Consider the following 14,681-nt stretch of genomic DNA (forward strand, 5'->3'; position numbering starts at 1 on the left):
AGACCTTATTGAGCTGCCATCTCAGCAGCGGATTCTTCTTCAACAGCTTTTTTATCCATTATTCTAAAGAACGGATAGTATATGACCAATGACAGCAGGACTCCGAACACCTGGTACAACCCTAACCTCCAGCCTCCATTAAAGAAGCCTTGAAGCACTAATGGTGTGCCCATGGGCGCCCCGATTCCATTCGAAATTGGCAATATTCCGATCGTAACTAAAATGTATGCCAGCCCGATTAACAATACAGGAGTAAATACAAATGGAATAAACAGTAACGGGTTCAACATTACAGGAAGCCCGAAGATTACTGGTTCATTTATATTAAAGAGAGAAGGAATGAGCGCCATTTTGCCAAATACTTTATATTGCTTTGATTTAGCTTTAAAGGTCAGCCAAATCACTAAACCAATAGTTGAACCGGCACCACCGATAGTAGCCACTGCACTTACCCAGGTAAGGGTTACAATATTGGGCAAATCTGAATTTGCCACACCTGCAGCAACGCCAACCAGATTCTCGGCATCAAGTGCCGACCAGATTGGAATAACCACTGACATAACTGCCATGCCATGCACCCCGAAGAACCAGCACAACCCAATCAATACATACACCAGCAATGCAGCCCAGATACTGGAGCCAAGACCTGTAAGAGGAGTTTGAATCAATTTATAAATGATTTGATGCATGTCCCCAAAGCTGGTTAATGAAATCAGATAAGAAATAACTCCAAAAAGAGTGCCAATAAAAATACCCGGGATAATGCTTACGAAGGATTTGGATACAAATTCCGGAACCCCTTCAGGCATTTTAATCGTTATATTCCGATCAATAATGAACACATACAATTTGGAAACTACAATAGCAACGATCATTGAAGTGAATAAGCCCTTTGGCCCTATCCAATCAAACGGCAAATTCGTAATTGCCATGTAGCCCTCTCCTGTAACTGTCAATGGAGTAACGATAAAAAAACACATGAGGCTGATTGCACCCGCAGAGAATCCATCTTTATCTTCATTTGAGACATAGGAATAAGCAATGGAAAATGCTGCATATAACCCCAGCATATTTGTTGTAACGTTGAGCAGAGTGTTAAATACTCCTTTTAAATTAGAAGACACTAAAAAGTTCTGATAAGCATCGAATGGCAAACTGCTCAATATCGTTGAAAAAGCACCCATCATCATGATTACCATCAAACCCATAAGACCTTTAGAAACCGATTGCAAAGCTTTGTTCGAAGATAATTTCGCTGCAAGAGGAACGACCATTTTCTGTAATATCCCTAAAAATCCGTTCATACCTGACCCCCCATTAAAATGTGTAGGGAGCCTCTAGCTGTCGCTTAAGGCTAGCCCCGATTGATCCTGACTATCTATTTCTTGTTAACCTCATACAATTCAATAAATTCTGCAGCCAGATCTTTAACAGTCATAGCATTCATCAGATGGTCCTGGGCATGGATCATTAGAATCGTGATCTCCTGCTTACTTCCCCCTGCTTCCTCCTGAATTAGACCCGTTTGAATTTTATGAGCCATTCGCAAAACATCCGAAGCTTCCTGGAGCATTTTTTTTGCCGCAACAAAATCATTAGTTTTCGCCACTTGAATCGCTTCCATCGCTTTACTTCTAGCTTCTCCAGAATTGGCAATCAGCGTCATAATCTTCTCCACGTATTCCATTCCATCACCTCTGCGTTTTTTCTCTCTTATCTGTCTTGCTGTCCTTGTTACAAGGTAAGTATAATTTGATATCGCTTTCAATTGAACCCATTCTTTTTCACCTACCTGGGGGAAAAAGAATGGCATTGCTTTGATTCCCCGTTTGCAACTATGCGTACCACAACAAAGCCAGAGAAGGCATCATCTCCATTCCAATACTCATGGATATAATAGAACTTGACCTAGCTAAGCAACACACTCTATCAAATCCGCCATCAATGAAAAACGTTATTCTTTATAGAGTATACAACGTGGATTTAGCCAGTATAGATAACTTATGGTTGAACACAAAGCACTTTATAAATGAAGGAGATTTGGAAGGAGCGATTTTCAGAGGAGGCATCTATATTCAAATATGGGTTTCGCTTGGGAGCAGGCATCATGGTAGAGGTGTTAACCGGGGAAGAAGTGCTAGCCAATGAATTGAGTATCTTTCCTGACAAAACTCAGTAAATAACAGGATAAATCCTGTGCACTAAATAAGTGTTCTACATATACTTTTGAAAGTAATCCAAATAAAAAAACCTTGATTTCTCAAGGTTTTCATTCTAGTGCCGAGGACGGGGGTCGAACCCGTACGAAGGTCACCCTTCGCAGGATTTTAAGTCCTGTGCGTCTGCCTGTTCCGCCACCCCGGCATGTTATGATGCGCGAACTAACGCGACAAGAAATATAATATCATGTATCCGGGGGATACGCAATTCCTTTTTTTAATATTGCTGCAGACGCAGCAAACAGCCCGCTCAGCCGAGACTGACGCGGGCCTTTTGCTCGTCTTACCGAATCGGATCTGATCAGATCCGTTCTGCCCTGCGCTGCTCAGACTAGTGGCGGTCACGCTCACCGGTTCTGCTGCGCATGCCGGCCAGACCTAGGAGGCCGACGAGACCGAGCCAGCCCCAGTTGGAGCCGTTTCGGGTGTTGCTTGTGGTGGTTGTGCTCTGTGCCCGGTAGCGGCCCGTTGTGTTATTGTTGGACAGCGGGGAGACGGAGCTGTTGTCGCCGGTACGGATTTTGTCCTTCATGATGGATTCGGTCTTGTGCATCGAATCTCTGGTCTCATTCATCATGGTATTGCCCCGGCTGTCCATCATACGGTCATCCAGATTGCCCATATTTCCCATGTTGCCCATTCGGCCGTCAGTCGTTGTGCTGTGCATGCCCGGAGCGGTTGTGCTCATAACGCCCGGAGTCGTAGTTGTCATACCGCCCGGCGCTGCTGCGGAGATGTCACCTGCTCCGAGCAGACTCATGGACAGGACCGTACCGCAGGCAAGACTTGTAATCAGCTTGTTCAAAATGTTGTGCCCCCTTCATGGATGTGGTTACTCGCTGATAATTTCCCCATCCGGGACAGCATCTATGCAGAGAAGTTATTCCTTCACAATGTTCACGGTCTTGCTGGACGCATTATACGTGACCTTGGCTCCAAGTGCTTCCGCAATCGCACGTACAGGCGCATAGGTTACCGCATCGTCCATGACGCCGGTCGTCAGCTTCTTTCCATTGAGCGTAATATTTACCGGGATATCCTTGTTCACCTCTGGCTCACCTCCGGTTATATAGCTTAGTGCGGCTGCACTCTGCTGGGCAGTCGGCCGTCTGCCTGCCTTCAGGTCCTGGATGCTAAGGCCGAAGCTCATCTGCAGATGAGCGTAATCCTTGAAGGAGGTCCAGTCCCCGCCCCATTCGAACCCCAGCTTCTTCCCCTCCTGCACCACCTCTTGCCAGTCTGCCACCTTGTCGCCATCCCCGTCACGTTTCATATCCCAGGACACATTCCTGCCATCCGGCAGGAGCAGCGCAAAGTCTATTGCCAGTCCGTAATTATGGTAGCTGTCGCCTCCTCGGGCATTGGTTACAATGTCGCCCTTCTTGGTTCTCCCTTGAGCATATAGCTCATTCTGCTGCGCTATCGTGCGCATGCCCTGCGTAATGAGGATCTGCACCCCCCGGTTATAGCTCCGTCTAATCAGCTCGTTCGCCCCGGCCAGTACGGCCGGATGCAGCTTCGCCAGCCTTGCGGCCGACTTCTGCTTGACCTGCTCTAAAGTAAGCATCTACTCACCCCCTGGTATAGTAAATGCCCGCTTAGGCCGGATTGCTTGCACCAATGACCGTTTTTTTCACAAAATGAGCTGTGCAGCGTCCTATCTCCCCGGATGAACTGTGCGCCTACAGGCCAGAATAAGAATGCAGACCGCAAGTCAGGTCATTCTAACGGAAAGGGGGATGAACATGGAGATACACAGCGACAGCTACAGAATAGCCCCGCTTAGCGATCAGGAGGATGTGGTGGAGGTAATCCGCCAGGCGGAATCGGAGATTGCCCGGATGACCGGGAACCCGGAGGTCACGCTGATTGCCTATGAGAAGACAGATGGACACCGCAGCAAGTAAATGAAGCGTGCCGTGCTGATCCCAGGCAAAGAGGTTACCTTTTAGACAATATAAGCCTCCACAATGTCATCTACAAGCAGCCACTTCCATTCCTCCGCCCACTGCAGCTTGAATTCACGCGAGTGGGTGTGAATGGAGGTCACGAACCCGCTCAGCTTCACCTGCTCCTGAGGACCATACAGCACCAGCGTTACCCGCACATGACTCCGCAGCGATAAGGCCAGCGTATGCTCAATCTCCTCCAGCTTCTGCTCATCCAGCACCGGCCTCAGGCTATGCCAGGTCTCCCGTTCGTCCCTCCTGATCCCGCCCTTATGCTCCGTCAACATGATTCGGTTGCTCTCCCGCAGACCGCCCGCTTCAAGCTTCTTGCCCATTGCTATTCCCCCACTCGTTGTTAATTACCCGGACTACATCATCTTTCCGCCCATAAACCGAACGTATGTTTGTATTATATCCGCGATTCAGCTTGTTAGGCAAGCAGAAATTAATGTCAGAGCAAGGACGCAGAAGGAGGGCTTTAGCTGATTATAATAAAGGGTTGAAATAGCACCACACCTGCATGAAAACAGCCATCCCGTGGTTCTAGTTGTTTCGCTAATTTAATGCCATCATTAGGGGAACGGGGTAGAAAGGACGGAGATGATATTTATGATTAGAGCTGCAAATGTGGAGGATCGAGAGGGTATTTCCAGACTATTGACGCAATTAGGTTACCCGGATACCGGGCTTTATATGAAAGAGAATATAGAAAGACTTCTTGCTGACCCTAATGAGGAGTTAATGGTCTATGAAGCGGAAGGATGTGTTATCGCCTGTCTTTCCCTGCATTATATCCCGCAACTGGGCATGAGAGGAGATATCGCCTCCATTAGTTATCTGGTTGTGGATTCCTCAGTTAGAAGTAAGGGAATTGGACAGGAATTAGTGGAATCCGCTTCAGCTTCCGCCACCCGAAGAGGATGTGCCAGTATCCAGGTTCATTGTCATGCCAGAAGAATAGAGGCTCATACATTTTATGAAAGACAAGGTTTCAGGGAGGCCCCTAAGTACTTCTCAAAAAGATTGGGCCAATAATTCAATCCACAGCAAAAAGACGCCTACAGTAATGCTGTACAGCGTCTTCATCTGAATCCTTTGGCGTATAACAAGTCTTGTCTCTGCTTATTTCACTGACGAAGTCCCAGCGCTTCCAGCACCCGGTTCCTGCTTGGCATCTGTGCCTGCATCTGATACGGTTCCTGGTACGGCTTGCTCCTTATCAATCAGTCCGGCGGCTTCTCTGGCTTCATTCAGCTTGGAGATGCCATAGAGCATCGCTACGTCCGCCTGCTCATTCATCGTGTTGAATTCCTCAGCGGTCACATCGGGCGATACTGCGCCCTTGGAAGCCTTCTCCTTGATCTGATAGGCACTCTGGAAAGCGATCACCGAATCTCTAAGCAGCTTCTCGATCGTATCCGGCAGGCCACCCGCAATCTTGATATCGTTCACATGATCTGCAAGCTGAGATGCGGTATCCTGGAAGCTGTCCACAGCCTTCTCGAATTCTTTGTCTGTCGCTTGTCCGGTGGAATAAGAGGTTAGCGTGGTGTTGAAGTTCTCTAGCGAGGATTTGCCCATTTCGTCGAATTTCGACATTTCATTGTAAAAGTTCTGTACCGTCTCCTGTACCTCCTCCGGGGACGCCGGTTCAGCACTGTTATTGCCGCAGGCACTGAGTATCATGACGGCCACTAGCAGTCCTGCAAGTAAAGCTTGTCTCATAGTTAAGATCCCTCCACTTAACAGAATAATATCGATTTTTGTTAAGTGCAAATGAAATTAATGTAAAATTCGGCGCAATGAAACATATGTCAGCAGTTAAGCGTATTCATAGGGAGAAACGGCGGTCCATAACCCGTTGATGACTGGCAATTCCTGTTATACTATAATGAATTTATCTGTTCAAGGAGAGGAAGATTATTATGGCTTATTGCACAGCATGTGGTGCGGAATACAAGGAAGGTGCCAAATTCTGCGGGGAATGCGGAGCAGGTACAGAAGAGGTCGGTTCTCCGGCAGCAGCACGCCGTCCGGCGGCTGGCCATAGCTCCGGTCCCGAAAAAGAATTATGGCAGGGCAAGCCTGCCGGCATCTCCGACCGTCTCAAGGGGTTGATAGGACTGAATACCACCAAGTATACGATTACGTCCCAGCGGATTATGGTGAAGAGCGGACTGATCGGCAAGGATGTCGAAGAAATCGAGCTGTTGCGGGTCAATGATTTCTCTGTCACCCAGTCGGTTATGCAGCGTATGCTGGGCATCGGGACGCTGATCATTTTGTCGGATGATGCTTCATCTCCACAGCTCCCCTTCTATAGAATCCGTAAGGTTCAAGCTGTCAAGGATATCCTGCGCCAAGCCGTCCGTGACGAGAAAATCGCCAACAACATCAGCTACCGCGAGCATATCTGACGCTTCGTTACACTTGGTTATGGAAGGTAGAGGGCTCCTGCCGGAATTACGCCTTTGGCCTGGCTGGGGCTCTCCCACATCAGTACCGCCCGCGCATCCCCCTGGTTCTCATAGTACTCCACCTTCAGCTCATGCAGCTTCCCTGCAATCAGACTCACTGTGCCTTGCCGCTCCTGCCCGCTCTGCTTAATCCAGCTGTCAATAACCAGCTTCCCGTCAATCCATACCCGGATTCCGTCATCTGAATACGAATAGATCGTGTAGGTCTCACTGTAGGCAGCGCTTATTTGGCCGCTCCAGCGTACGGAGAACAGATCTGCGTGAACGGCCGGATCAGGCGCCGCCTGCCTCCAGGCGAAGTTAATATTGGCATCTGTCCGGGTGAGGGCAGGCGTGCCGCTAAGCGTAATATTGTTATAATACTGCCCATAGAGGCCCGGCTTGGGGAGTACCCCTCCTGAAGAAGCATACGCCGCCGCCTTGGCCGAATAATCATCTCTGGAGAACACGGCACTATTCTTCATAAAAGCTTGAATTACTGCATCCTTATTGCGCTCGTACAGCATCTTGCCCCAGGTCATCTGATAGCTCCATTTGTTCTGCGTGCCTGCCAGCACAGCTGGCGGAGGAAGCTCCCCGTTCTCGCCGATGGCGATCAGCTTGCCGCGCCCCAGATCCCAGAGCGTATCATGATGGCTTACCTTGTAATCCCCCTCGAAAATATCCGCTGCCAGCACATCCACTCTGCCGCTGCCCGGATAATACTTCGCCGGCTCCTCACTATTCTTGTTCTTGGCATTCGGACTCCACACCCACAGCAGATTGTGCAGCTGATGATAGACGGTGTACCGCTGGAACATGATCTCCCAGAGGGTGACGAAGGAGGACTTCTGCCCCCACCAGAACCAGCCGCCGTTCATCTCGTGGTAAGGTCTCCAGAGTACGGGGACACCGGCGTCATTGAGCTTTTTCAGGAAAACAGCTACCTTATCGAGCTCCGCAATCATTGCCGTATACTCTGGCGTTCCCGGTGTGATGTACTTGCTGAAATTAGCTTCGCTGAGGCTCATGGAGACATTCGTCCAGGCTGGAGCGCTGCCCGGCAGGTTGGCATGATAGGTCATCGCTACGATGCCCCCGGCCTTGTGCCAACGGATCGCACTGTCGGTTACGCCCTGCCGCTGGCTGCTGATGAGCTTCTCCGTCTGGTTGCTGATCGGTCCCATCTCATAGCCGTGCAGTCCGGCATAGCTGCCAGCCGTATTCTTAAGCTTGTTGTTGATATCATCCGGGCTCTCCAGGTAATCATGCTGACCGCTGATCATTCCCTGGCCCTGCAGCCAGTACAGCGTCTCCAGCAGCTTCCGTGCAGGCGCCCCCAACTCCGCGTCAGCGGGAACCATCTGTATTTTGCGAAAAGCCGCTTGCCACTGCACATCACCTATCAGACGTGAGGCTGAATCCAGCAGGTCCCTGAGGTTGCGCTGTTCCACATTTTCCACCATCCTTTTCCTTGTGTTTGTACATATTATGACGAATTGTGGAACTTCAGCACGGCAAATGCACAGAATTCGGACTGTCGCAATCCGGTATTCTTACGCTATACTATTCAGGGCACAGGCATTATACCCATACCCACTTACAAAGGAGCAGATATGAAAGCCAAAAAGTCCATCATCAGTCTCATCATTATCGCCCTGCTCAGTCTTGCCGCCTACCTGCTGGAGGAGAACGGGCAATGGCTGCCGCAGACCCCTTCTGCGAATCCTTCGGAGGTCGTGAAGCTGAAGTTCCCGGCAGACCGCTACCCGGAGACCGCGAGGCACATCCAGAAGGCCATCCGTAAGGGAGAGTCGGCCATCTGCACGATCAACCGCAAGGAGGCGGAGGAGAACCGCAAGGCGTCTCTGAAGGGAGTCCCCACGAAGAAAGGCTATGACCGGGATGAATGGCCGATGGCCATGTGTGATGAAGGCGGAGCCGGGGCGCATATTGAGTACATAACACCCAGTGATAACCGCGGAGCGGGAAGCTGGGTCGGCAATCAGCTGGAGGCGTTCGCAGACGGTACGCGTGTGGAGTTTATTTTCAAATAGGCCGGCCTGTGGGGGATGTTGTTCAATTTCACTGCGATAAAGCGTAGAATGAAATGGGATAATATAACTTAGATGGAGAGCCGGAAGTGTTCTATATCTGTTATCGGGGCAAACGGCTGTACGGCCCTATGTCCGAAGCTGAAGCCTTACAGGAATGGTTCGCGCTTGCAGGAACAGTCAAGGAGCTCTATATTATTGAAACCGATGCAGCTACAGGCAGAATCAAACGCCAGATCGGGCCAACGGTCCGTGCTCATAAGAAGAAAAAGAAATAGCCCTATCCGGCACAGGCCGGACAGGGCTACACTGGCTATAGGCGGTTCTAGAACAAACAGGCTTTAGTGATGATAACCAGCAGAATGAACAGAACCAGAATGGCACCTGTCGAAGTCCAAGGGCTTACTACCGGAACGATTGGAGGTCCCTGATTCACTCCACCTACGTTATTTCCACAACCGCAACCATACTCTGCTCCCATAATTAATTCCTCCTCTTGAATATTGAATACAGCACAGAATATGTGGAATTCCGCCCCGTTGCATGGGCCAATTGGCAAAGAAATGCCTTTCACCTAACGGACAGGCGTCCAGTAGTCGATATAGAGTATGAAGCAATAGCTTAACAACAAATGAAGGGAGGAATGCCGGATGGATATTGCTGCATTATCCGTAGTGATGAGCCAGTCATCCTTACAGCAGGCCGCAGGGCTGCAGGTGATGAGCCTTGCCAAGGAGCAGGCGCAGAGCAGCGCCCAGGATATGGTTCAGATGCTGAGTCAGGCCACGCACCCCACCTTGGGAAAAACACTTGATATTCGGGCGTAATTCCTTTATGCTTACATACATAGGAACACCCGTTCCATATTTCAGCCGTTGAAGAGTACGCGCTGAACTGCTGCTTAGCCCTTAAGGGCTTTTCTTTTGGCCAATAACACGAACATACGATCTTATATATGGGGTGATGGATTATGCAAGGCTATTATCAGATGACCGCTTTGGAGAGATGGACAGAGGATCTATACCAGCGCATTGGCGTCCGCAAGCCGGCCGATATCTCCATTGATTACATAGCGAAGCAGCTCAATATCTGGGTACACTATCTGGATGTCAGAAGCAAGGCGATTGAGGCTGCGGCCGGAATGTACAGTATGTTCATCGACAACCGCCTCCCTCCCGAGCTGCAGCGGCTGGAATTCCTCCACGAGCTCTGTCATCTGCTGCGGCATGCCGGCAAGTCTACGCTTATGCCCGGAGTGTTCACGCAGGCGCAGAGAGATGAATCCGACCGGTTCATTCTGTATGCCTCCATGCCCTATAGTATGATCTCCGCGAATACGCTGCCCGAGCTTCGTGAGGATGCCGTTGCCGAGCTGGCTGTAGCGTTCCAGGTTCCCGTTCCCCTCGCGCTGCAGCGGATCGACCAGATCCAGAGACGGATTTTCCAGGGGCAATTAATGGCTGTTATGGAACGTAACGAAGACAGAAATATCATCCACAGACATATTCGCTAAGCGCTGCGGGGATAATACGCTATAGACCCGGAGGGCGGAGATTCCCCTCTATAACAGGGTTAGATTCTACTGTAAAGGGGATCAAGATTAACGTGGAAGCCTTGAAAGTCATTCAATTATTGCTGACTCACCCTGAATATAGCGTGGATGCCGTTCATCCTGAAATTCCGGATTTTGTGGGTATCGAGACGATTGAAGTGGACCACGTTACCCAGACCTTCTCCATCCTGCTACAGGAGCCTAAGGAATACGGCTGAAAGCAGGATTTTACAGTATAACAATTACATAGAACAGCCCCGCTAACACGAACCGGTACAGCGCGAACCACTCCAGGCGGAGCCGCTTGATCAGCTTGATGAACGTGACTACAGCAATCATGGCTACGAGGAAGGACGTCACGAATCCGATCAGCATCAGGGTCAGCGTATCTGTACTGAGTAGATCCCTGCTGTCATACAGGTCCAGGAGGCTTGCTCCGAACATCACCGGCACGGAGATCAGGAAGGTGAAGTCCGCAGCGGCTTTCTGGCTGGTTCCCAGCAGCAGACCGCCTGAGATCGTCGAACCGGATCTGGAGAACCCGGGCCACAGTGCCAGACACTGGAACAGCCCGATGCCGAAGGCTTGCTTGTAGTCTATCCCGTCTACCGTCTCCGACGTTACGGATCTCCTGCTGCGTGCAGCGAGGATCATCAATAGGCCACCGGCAATCAGACCAATTAAGACCGGCTTGGGGCCGAATAACTGGCTCTTGATCGTGTCTTTGAAGAGCAGATACACCACTAGTGCCGGAACCATAGCCAGCAGCATGTGGATGGCGTTCAACCCCTTGCTCTTGGAGAAGTCCAGCTTCAGCATATTCATCCCGATGTTCACATACTTCTTCCAATACAGCAGCAGCACGGCCATTACCGCACCTAGCTGGATCACGATTTTGAAGGTAACCGCAGCCTCCCCCTCGAACTCCAGCAAATCCCCTGCCAGGATAAGGTGCCCGGTAGACGAGACCGGCAAGAATTCAGTCAACCCCTCAATAATCCCTAATATAATTGCTTTGATAGCTTCAGTCACTGGTGAATAGCCCCTTTCGGAAGTGAATCAATATATTTCCAGTATAAGAGGCTAAGATGGAATTCCCCATCGAATGAGCTAACAATATGGGAGTTGGTGTGACAACAATGTCACGTGGTTTATTGTGATCACAAAAAAGCCACCAAGCTACTGGTGGCAAAATTTCATTATGCTCTATTCGTAAAATAGCCGCTATGCTAATTGTGTAATAACAAGATGTGCTGAAACGGGTCTTGTTCCTCCCGCAAGAGGAGTAATCGTAAGTGCAGCGGCATTTCCGGCAGGATTGCGAACGGTTAGAATACTGTTAATGACCGTTGTTTGCACGATCGCCATTTCTACGATTTGTGAGGTACCTGTTGCCCGCCCAACTACGGTATAAGCGAGATCTGCACCATTTAAAGTCAAGATTAGTTGTCCGGCTTCGGTCACGCTAACCTGAAACAGCACCTGATACGTCCCAATGGCCGCTAAATTAAAAGAACTCGGCCCGATCCGGGTAATCGTTGTCCCGCTGGTAGGGCCATCTTGAGGAAAGCTTACATCTGTGCCCGGCGCTACCGTTGCTGCATTATCAGGAGGCATCAGAGCAAAGAAATCAGCAAATCCTAATACTCCTCCCGCCGTTCCTGTTGCCCCAGTTGCCCCGGTTGCTCCTGTTGCCCCGGTTGCTCCTGCAGCTCCTGCGGCTCCGGCTGGCCCAGTGGCTCCTGTGGCTCCCGCCGGCCCTGCAGCTCCTGCCGCTCCGGCCGGCCCAGTAGCTCCGGCAATGCCTTGCGGCCCAATCGCTCCCGCCGGACCAGGTTCACCCTGCGGGCCCTGGGGACCTATGAGGCCCTGTGCTCCCGGAATTCCCTGCGCCCCTTGAGGGCCAACGGGCCCCGCTGCTCCCTGGGGGCCTATCGCTCCGGATGGCCCGGGCACACCTTGGGGGCCTTGGGGCCCTGGAGGGCCACCGGCAGGTCCTTGAGGACCTGCTGTTCCCTGGGGGCCTCTTGCCCCCGGGATTCCCGGTATGCCTGGGGAGCCCTGTGCTCCTTGGGGCCCTGTGGGACCAATGACGGTAGGAGTAGTGACATTGACTTCAGGCGGTGGACAGGTTACTTTAACCACCTTTTTAATCACTTTTTTAACAACTTTCCGATGTTCTTTTCTTTTTCTTTTTGAAGGAACAAGGGTGACGATTTTTTTAGGATGACATTTTTTATCGTCTGGACAACTCAATACGGACACCTCCCTAATAAGATAGTGTAGTGTACGCATCCCATCCGATTTAGAAATGGACGAACAACTAGTTTTTACTAGTCAGCCACCTAATTCCAAAAAAACGGGCGTTAGCCATAGTAGTTACGCCCTTGAATACATCACAAAGTCCCACACCAAATTTTATTATTTTTCGTATTTTAGGATTGGACAACTGATACTTCCCTGTCAGATCCGAATTTCTAATTCGGGTCTGTTTTTTGGTTATTCTCCTTCAAACTCATGCTACATCAATTAAGCTGACGTTATAAAAGATGTGCAACTTCAGATGCACAATTCACGTAAAACTGATAAAGGAGTTGGTAAAAATGGTTGTCTTTGCTATTCTATTTGTACTGATTGCAATCCTGAATATCTTCTTCCCGGCCATGGGCTGGTATATGCGTTATGGTTGGATGGTAAAGGGCGATTCCGAACCAAGTGAGGCTTATCTCATGATGAGCAGAATAAGCAGCGTTATTGTACTTATAATCTTTTTCTTGTTCTTCTTACCTTCGATGTTTGGTTAGGGATAACAATAAAACAGGAGCTGCTGGCGCTTCCCTGCCAACCACTCCTGTTTTTATTTTCTTTTAAAGCTTTTCGCCCTGTTAAGGAATAGCAATGAGCGCATGGGGAAGGCCAGACGATTGACGGTACATTAATATTTTCAAGGGTTCCGTGGATAACTATAAAATAATGTATGGGAAAGGTAAAATAATGAAAAATACTACTAAATCGTTTGTTTACATATGTTGGTTCGGGGCGCTTGCTATAAATATTCGGTTGTTAATAAGATCATTTTCAAACAATGAGCCTGTATTCTCTAATATAGTAGGTGTTGCTTTATTGGTAATTGCTATTATTAGCTTACATTTCAGTGAGAAAGCTAAAGAACAAAAGAATGGAAGTAACAAGTAATAAAATTAAACCCTAAGAAATCAGAACATATTTATTGAGTATTTGAAAAAGCTATAAAATAAAACTCGCCGGGCTTAATGCCAGACGGATTTATTATTTGTACAGGCTCAATCATGGTAAAACTTCTATAATATATTTGTTACCATGGAATACAGCAGCCGATGCATATTAAAAACCCCCTTGCTAGGCAAGGGGGTTAAGTGAAGTGGGCCCTACAGGACTCGAACCTGTGACCAATCGGTTATGAGCCGACCGCTCTAACCAACTGAGCTAAGGGCCCGGACTAGGATATCCGTATTATACAAGTGCTGTCCGGTGTAATAAGGTAATTGCGGGGGCAGGATTTGAACCTGCGGCCTTCGGGTTATGAGCCCGACGAGCTACCGGGCTGCTCCACCCCGCGTCAGTTAATAATTATTTAAACAGCGACAATAGATAATATACAATATAGCCATGGATAAAGTCAAGGATGATTTTGGTTTTTCTGGCTAAGGCAGAAAACGAACTCCATAACGGCCCTTGCGCGAACGGTATATTTCGACAAAACGCGGATCATGATACCCATAGATCCAGCCGTCCTGCTCCAGTCTTTTGGCAAGGCAGCCCGCTTGAAATCTGGTCCTGAACAACTTGGCAAAATAGATCCAATTCATGATACCCTCTTCTCCTTCATCGCAATAATATATGTCCCGGTGCTATTTATCATGCCCAGTTTTGCAAGAAAATTAGAGGATTGCTCAGCGGAGCGGATGGCAATTTCTGCCCGTATGCTTAGGTATCTGGTTGAAGGATAATGCTGGGATGGAGCAGATTACTGGGGGTATGGAGTAGAACAAATGAGTTGAGAACAGGGCGGTGGGCAATGTAGCGAATGTGGTGAGAGTAGCGGTCACATTCCGCAGTGGAACAAGTCCATGGTGAGAATTTAGTTAATAACGCTCGGATATTGGAGTATGCAGCTAATTGGGGGCTGTGGAGATAATGAGCCGTTGAGGGAAACAGTTGGATTTTATACACTTGCTTGGGAGGAAATCGCCTCTTCAAAGGAAATAAGTGGATTTAGGTCATCTAATTCTAGGGGTATCTGCGTTACTATCCATATCGGGCCTGAACAAGTGTATTTTTTCCAACTAAAGTCTCCAGAAGTGTGCTGAGCCATTGAATAGATGCTGTTTTTCCACTTCTTTTCCCTAAGAGCCCAAAAACTAATTAAAGCATTAAAAAAGAAGCCCCATCCCCCTGCAAAGGGGACAAAG

The 14,681-nt window shown here is 49.1% G+C and carries 20 protein-coding genes and 3 tRNA genes; 9 read left to right on the forward strand and 14 right to left on the reverse strand.

The window, feature by feature from the left end; genetic code table 11:
* Positions 1–5: 5 nt before the first annotated feature.
* The 5 genes from NST69_RS22165 to NST69_RS22185 form a co-directional block, all read right to left on the reverse strand.
* Complete coding sequence (locus NST69_RS22165; RefSeq protein WP_342547138.1) at positions 6–1,304, reverse strand: PTS transporter subunit EIIC; 1,299 nt, start codon at positions 1,302–1,304, stop codon at positions 6–8.
* A gap of 74 nt (positions 1,305–1,378) precedes the next feature.
* On the reverse strand, positions 1,379–1,687 hold the full coding sequence (locus NST69_RS22170; protein WP_342550209.1) for a PTS lactose/cellobiose transporter subunit IIA: 309 nt from the start codon (positions 1,685–1,687) through the stop codon (positions 1,379–1,381).
* 591 nt (positions 1,688–2,278) lie between these two features.
* A tRNA-Leu gene (locus NST69_RS22175) sits at positions 2,279–2,364 on the reverse strand.
* Positions 2,365–2,550: 186 nt separating this feature from the next.
* Positions 2,551–3,024, reverse strand: coding sequence for a WGxxGxxG family protein (locus tag NST69_RS22180; protein WP_339250144.1), 474 nt, complete (start codon positions 3,022–3,024; stop codon positions 2,551–2,553).
* Between the two features lie 75 nt (positions 3,025–3,099).
* Positions 3,100–3,786, reverse strand: coding sequence for a M15 family metallopeptidase (locus NST69_RS22185; RefSeq protein WP_342547139.1), 687 nt, complete (start codon positions 3,784–3,786; stop codon positions 3,100–3,102).
* A gap of 178 nt (positions 3,787–3,964) precedes the next feature.
* Between NST69_RS22185 and NST69_RS22190 the strand changes: the two genes are divergently transcribed.
* Positions 3,965–4,126 (forward strand): hypothetical protein, encoded by a 162-nt coding sequence (locus tag NST69_RS22190; protein WP_200869526.1) that lies wholly within the window; start codon positions 3,965–3,967, stop codon positions 4,124–4,126.
* A gap of 41 nt (positions 4,127–4,167) precedes the next feature.
* Here the strand turns inward: NST69_RS22190 and NST69_RS22195 are convergent, their stop codons facing one another.
* The gene (locus NST69_RS22195; RefSeq protein ID WP_342547140.1) at positions 4,168–4,503 is read right to left on the reverse strand and encodes a YolD-like family protein; all 336 of its coding nucleotides are present in this window, start codon (positions 4,501–4,503) and stop codon (positions 4,168–4,170) included.
* 274 nt (positions 4,504–4,777) lie between these two features.
* Here NST69_RS22195 and NST69_RS22200 point away from each other — a divergent pair, with 274 nt between their 5' ends.
* A complete protein-coding gene (locus NST69_RS22200; protein ID WP_342547141.1) occupies positions 4,778–5,203 on the forward strand; it encodes a GNAT family N-acetyltransferase in 426 nt (141 codons plus the stop codon).
* A gap of 87 nt (positions 5,204–5,290) precedes the next feature.
* Here NST69_RS22200 and NST69_RS22205 read toward each other — a convergent pair whose 3' ends face one another.
* The gene (locus NST69_RS22205; protein ID WP_341167441.1) at positions 5,291–5,893 is read right to left on the reverse strand and encodes a hypothetical protein; all 603 of its coding nucleotides are present in this window, start codon (positions 5,891–5,893) and stop codon (positions 5,291–5,293) included.
* Positions 5,894–6,093: 200 nt separating this feature from the next.
* On the opposite strand from NST69_RS22205, the gene NST69_RS22210 reads away from it, so the two are divergent.
* The gene (locus NST69_RS22210; protein ID WP_341167440.1) at positions 6,094–6,585 is read left to right on the forward strand and encodes a PH domain-containing protein; all 492 of its coding nucleotides are present in this window, start codon (positions 6,094–6,096) and stop codon (positions 6,583–6,585) included.
* A 17-nt stretch (positions 6,586–6,602) separates the two neighbouring features.
* Here the strand turns inward: NST69_RS22210 and NST69_RS22215 are convergent, their stop codons facing one another.
* Positions 6,603–8,078: a glycosyl hydrolase gene (locus NST69_RS22215; RefSeq protein ID WP_342547142.1), complete on the reverse strand. Its 1,476-nt coding sequence runs from the start codon at positions 8,076–8,078 to the stop codon at positions 6,603–6,605.
* Positions 8,079–8,240: 162 nt separating this feature from the next.
* On the opposite strand from NST69_RS22215, the gene NST69_RS22220 reads away from it, so the two are divergent.
* Together NST69_RS22220 and NST69_RS22225 are read left to right on the forward strand one after the other, a co-directional pair.
* Positions 8,241–8,681: a NucA/NucB deoxyribonuclease domain-containing protein gene (locus NST69_RS22220; protein ID WP_209871837.1), complete on the forward strand. Its 441-nt coding sequence runs from the start codon at positions 8,241–8,243 to the stop codon at positions 8,679–8,681.
* Between the two features lie 86 nt (positions 8,682–8,767).
* Positions 8,768–8,956: a hypothetical protein gene (locus tag NST69_RS22225; RefSeq protein ID WP_036724199.1), complete on the forward strand. Its 189-nt coding sequence runs from the start codon at positions 8,768–8,770 to the stop codon at positions 8,954–8,956.
* A gap of 47 nt (positions 8,957–9,003) precedes the next feature.
* On the opposite strand, the gene NST69_RS22230 is transcribed toward NST69_RS22225, so the two are convergent.
* Positions 9,004–9,159 carry a hypothetical protein gene (locus NST69_RS22230; RefSeq protein WP_155991357.1) on the reverse strand — a complete coding sequence of 52 codons (156 nt, stop codon included), beginning with the start codon at positions 9,157–9,159 and terminating at the stop codon, positions 9,004–9,006.
* A 169-nt stretch (positions 9,160–9,328) separates the two neighbouring features.
* Here NST69_RS22230 and NST69_RS22235 point away from each other — a divergent pair, with 169 nt between their 5' ends.
* The 3 genes from NST69_RS22235 to NST69_RS22245 all read left to right on the forward strand — a co-directional run bounded on the left by NST69_RS22235 (position 9,329) and on the right by NST69_RS22245 (position 10,448).
* On the forward strand, positions 9,329–9,505 hold the full coding sequence (locus NST69_RS22235) for a YjfB family protein (RefSeq protein ID WP_076076056.1): 177 nt from the start codon (positions 9,329–9,331) through the stop codon (positions 9,503–9,505).
* Between the two features lie 143 nt (positions 9,506–9,648).
* A complete protein-coding gene (locus NST69_RS22240) occupies positions 9,649–10,191 on the forward strand; it encodes an ImmA/IrrE family metallo-endopeptidase (protein ID WP_342547143.1) in 543 nt (180 codons plus the stop codon).
* 92 nt (positions 10,192–10,283) lie between these two features.
* Complete coding sequence (locus NST69_RS22245; RefSeq protein WP_155991360.1) at positions 10,284–10,448, forward strand: hypothetical protein; 165 nt, start codon at positions 10,284–10,286, stop codon at positions 10,446–10,448.
* Between the two features lie 10 nt (positions 10,449–10,458).
* Here NST69_RS22245 and NST69_RS22250 read toward each other — a convergent pair whose 3' ends face one another.
* Together NST69_RS22250 and NST69_RS22255 are read right to left on the reverse strand one after the other, a co-directional pair.
* Positions 10,459–11,262, reverse strand: coding sequence for an undecaprenyl-diphosphate phosphatase (locus NST69_RS22250; RefSeq protein WP_342547144.1), 804 nt, complete (start codon positions 11,260–11,262; stop codon positions 10,459–10,461).
* A gap of 192 nt (positions 11,263–11,454) precedes the next feature.
* Positions 11,455–12,186 (reverse strand): collagen-like protein, encoded by a 732-nt coding sequence (locus NST69_RS22255; protein ID WP_342547145.1) that lies wholly within the window; start codon positions 12,184–12,186, stop codon positions 11,455–11,457.
* A gap of 647 nt (positions 12,187–12,833) precedes the next feature.
* On the opposite strand from NST69_RS22255, the gene NST69_RS22260 reads away from it, so the two are divergent.
* Positions 12,834–13,034, forward strand: a complete 201-nt coding sequence (locus NST69_RS22260; protein WP_036724228.1) for a DUF6199 family natural product biosynthesis protein — start codon at positions 12,834–12,836, stop codon at positions 13,032–13,034.
* A gap of 597 nt (positions 13,035–13,631) precedes the next feature.
* On the opposite strand, the gene NST69_RS22265 is transcribed toward NST69_RS22260, so the two are convergent.
* The 3 genes from NST69_RS22265 to NST69_RS22275 form a co-directional block, all read right to left on the reverse strand.
* Positions 13,632–13,705 (reverse strand) — tRNA-Ile (locus NST69_RS22265).
* A 49-nt stretch (positions 13,706–13,754) separates the two neighbouring features.
* A tRNA-Met gene (locus tag NST69_RS22270) sits at positions 13,755–13,828 on the reverse strand.
* An 85-nt stretch (positions 13,829–13,913) separates the two neighbouring features.
* Positions 13,914–14,078: a hypothetical protein gene (locus tag NST69_RS22275; RefSeq protein ID WP_019909365.1), complete on the reverse strand. Its 165-nt coding sequence runs from the start codon at positions 14,076–14,078 to the stop codon at positions 13,914–13,916.
* Positions 14,079–14,681: the final 603 nt, after the last annotated feature.

Origin of the sequence: Paenibacillus sp. FSL P2-0089, from assembly GCF_038595095.1 — a bacterium.
Classification (GTDB): domain Bacteria; phylum Bacillota; class Bacilli; order Paenibacillales; family Paenibacillaceae; genus Paenibacillus_AQ; species Paenibacillus_AQ silagei.

Excerpts from the sequence above, each read along its gene's own strand:
- NST69_RS22210 (WP_341167440.1), top strand. The coding sequence starts at position 6,094 with ATGGCTTATTGCACAGCATGTGGTGCGGAATACAAGGAAGGTGCCAAA.
- NST69_RS22275 (WP_019909365.1), bottom strand. The coding sequence starts at position 14,078 with ATGAATTGGATCTATTTTGCCAAGTTGTTCAGGACCAGATTTCAAGCG.
- NST69_RS22235 (WP_076076056.1), top strand. The coding sequence starts at position 9,329 with ATGGATATTGCTGCATTATCCGTAGTGATGAGCCAGTCATCCTTACAG.
- NST69_RS22220 (WP_209871837.1), top strand. The coding sequence starts at position 8,241 with ATGAAAGCCAAAAAGTCCATCATCAGTCTCATCATTATCGCCCTGCTC.
- NST69_RS22190 (WP_200869526.1), top strand. The coding sequence starts at position 3,965 with ATGGAGATACACAGCGACAGCTACAGAATAGCCCCGCTTAGCGATCAG.
- NST69_RS22205 (WP_341167441.1), bottom strand. The coding sequence starts at position 5,893 with ATGAGACAAGCTTTACTTGCAGGACTGCTAGTGGCCGTCATGATACTC.
- NST69_RS22195 (WP_342547140.1), bottom strand. The coding sequence starts at position 4,503 with ATGGGCAAGAAGCTTGAAGCGGGCGGTCTGCGGGAGAGCAACCGAATC.
- NST69_RS22185 (WP_342547139.1), bottom strand. The coding sequence starts at position 3,786 with ATGCTTACTTTAGAGCAGGTCAAGCAGAAGTCGGCCGCAAGGCTGGCG.
- NST69_RS22200 (WP_342547141.1), top strand. The coding sequence starts at position 4,778 with ATGATTAGAGCTGCAAATGTGGAGGATCGAGAGGGTATTTCCAGACTA.
- NST69_RS22170 (WP_342550209.1), bottom strand. The coding sequence starts at position 1,687 with ATGGAATACGTGGAGAAGATTATGACGCTGATTGCCAATTCTGGAGAA.
- NST69_RS22260 (WP_036724228.1), top strand. The coding sequence starts at position 12,834 with ATGGTTGTCTTTGCTATTCTATTTGTACTGATTGCAATCCTGAATATC.
- NST69_RS22230 (WP_155991357.1), bottom strand. The coding sequence starts at position 9,159 with ATGGGAGCAGAGTATGGTTGCGGTTGTGGAAATAACGTAGGTGGAGTG.
- NST69_RS22165 (WP_342547138.1), bottom strand. The coding sequence starts at position 1,304 with ATGAACGGATTTTTAGGGATATTACAGAAAATGGTCGTTCCTCTTGCA.
- NST69_RS22240 (WP_342547143.1), top strand. The coding sequence starts at position 9,649 with ATGCAAGGCTATTATCAGATGACCGCTTTGGAGAGATGGACAGAGGAT.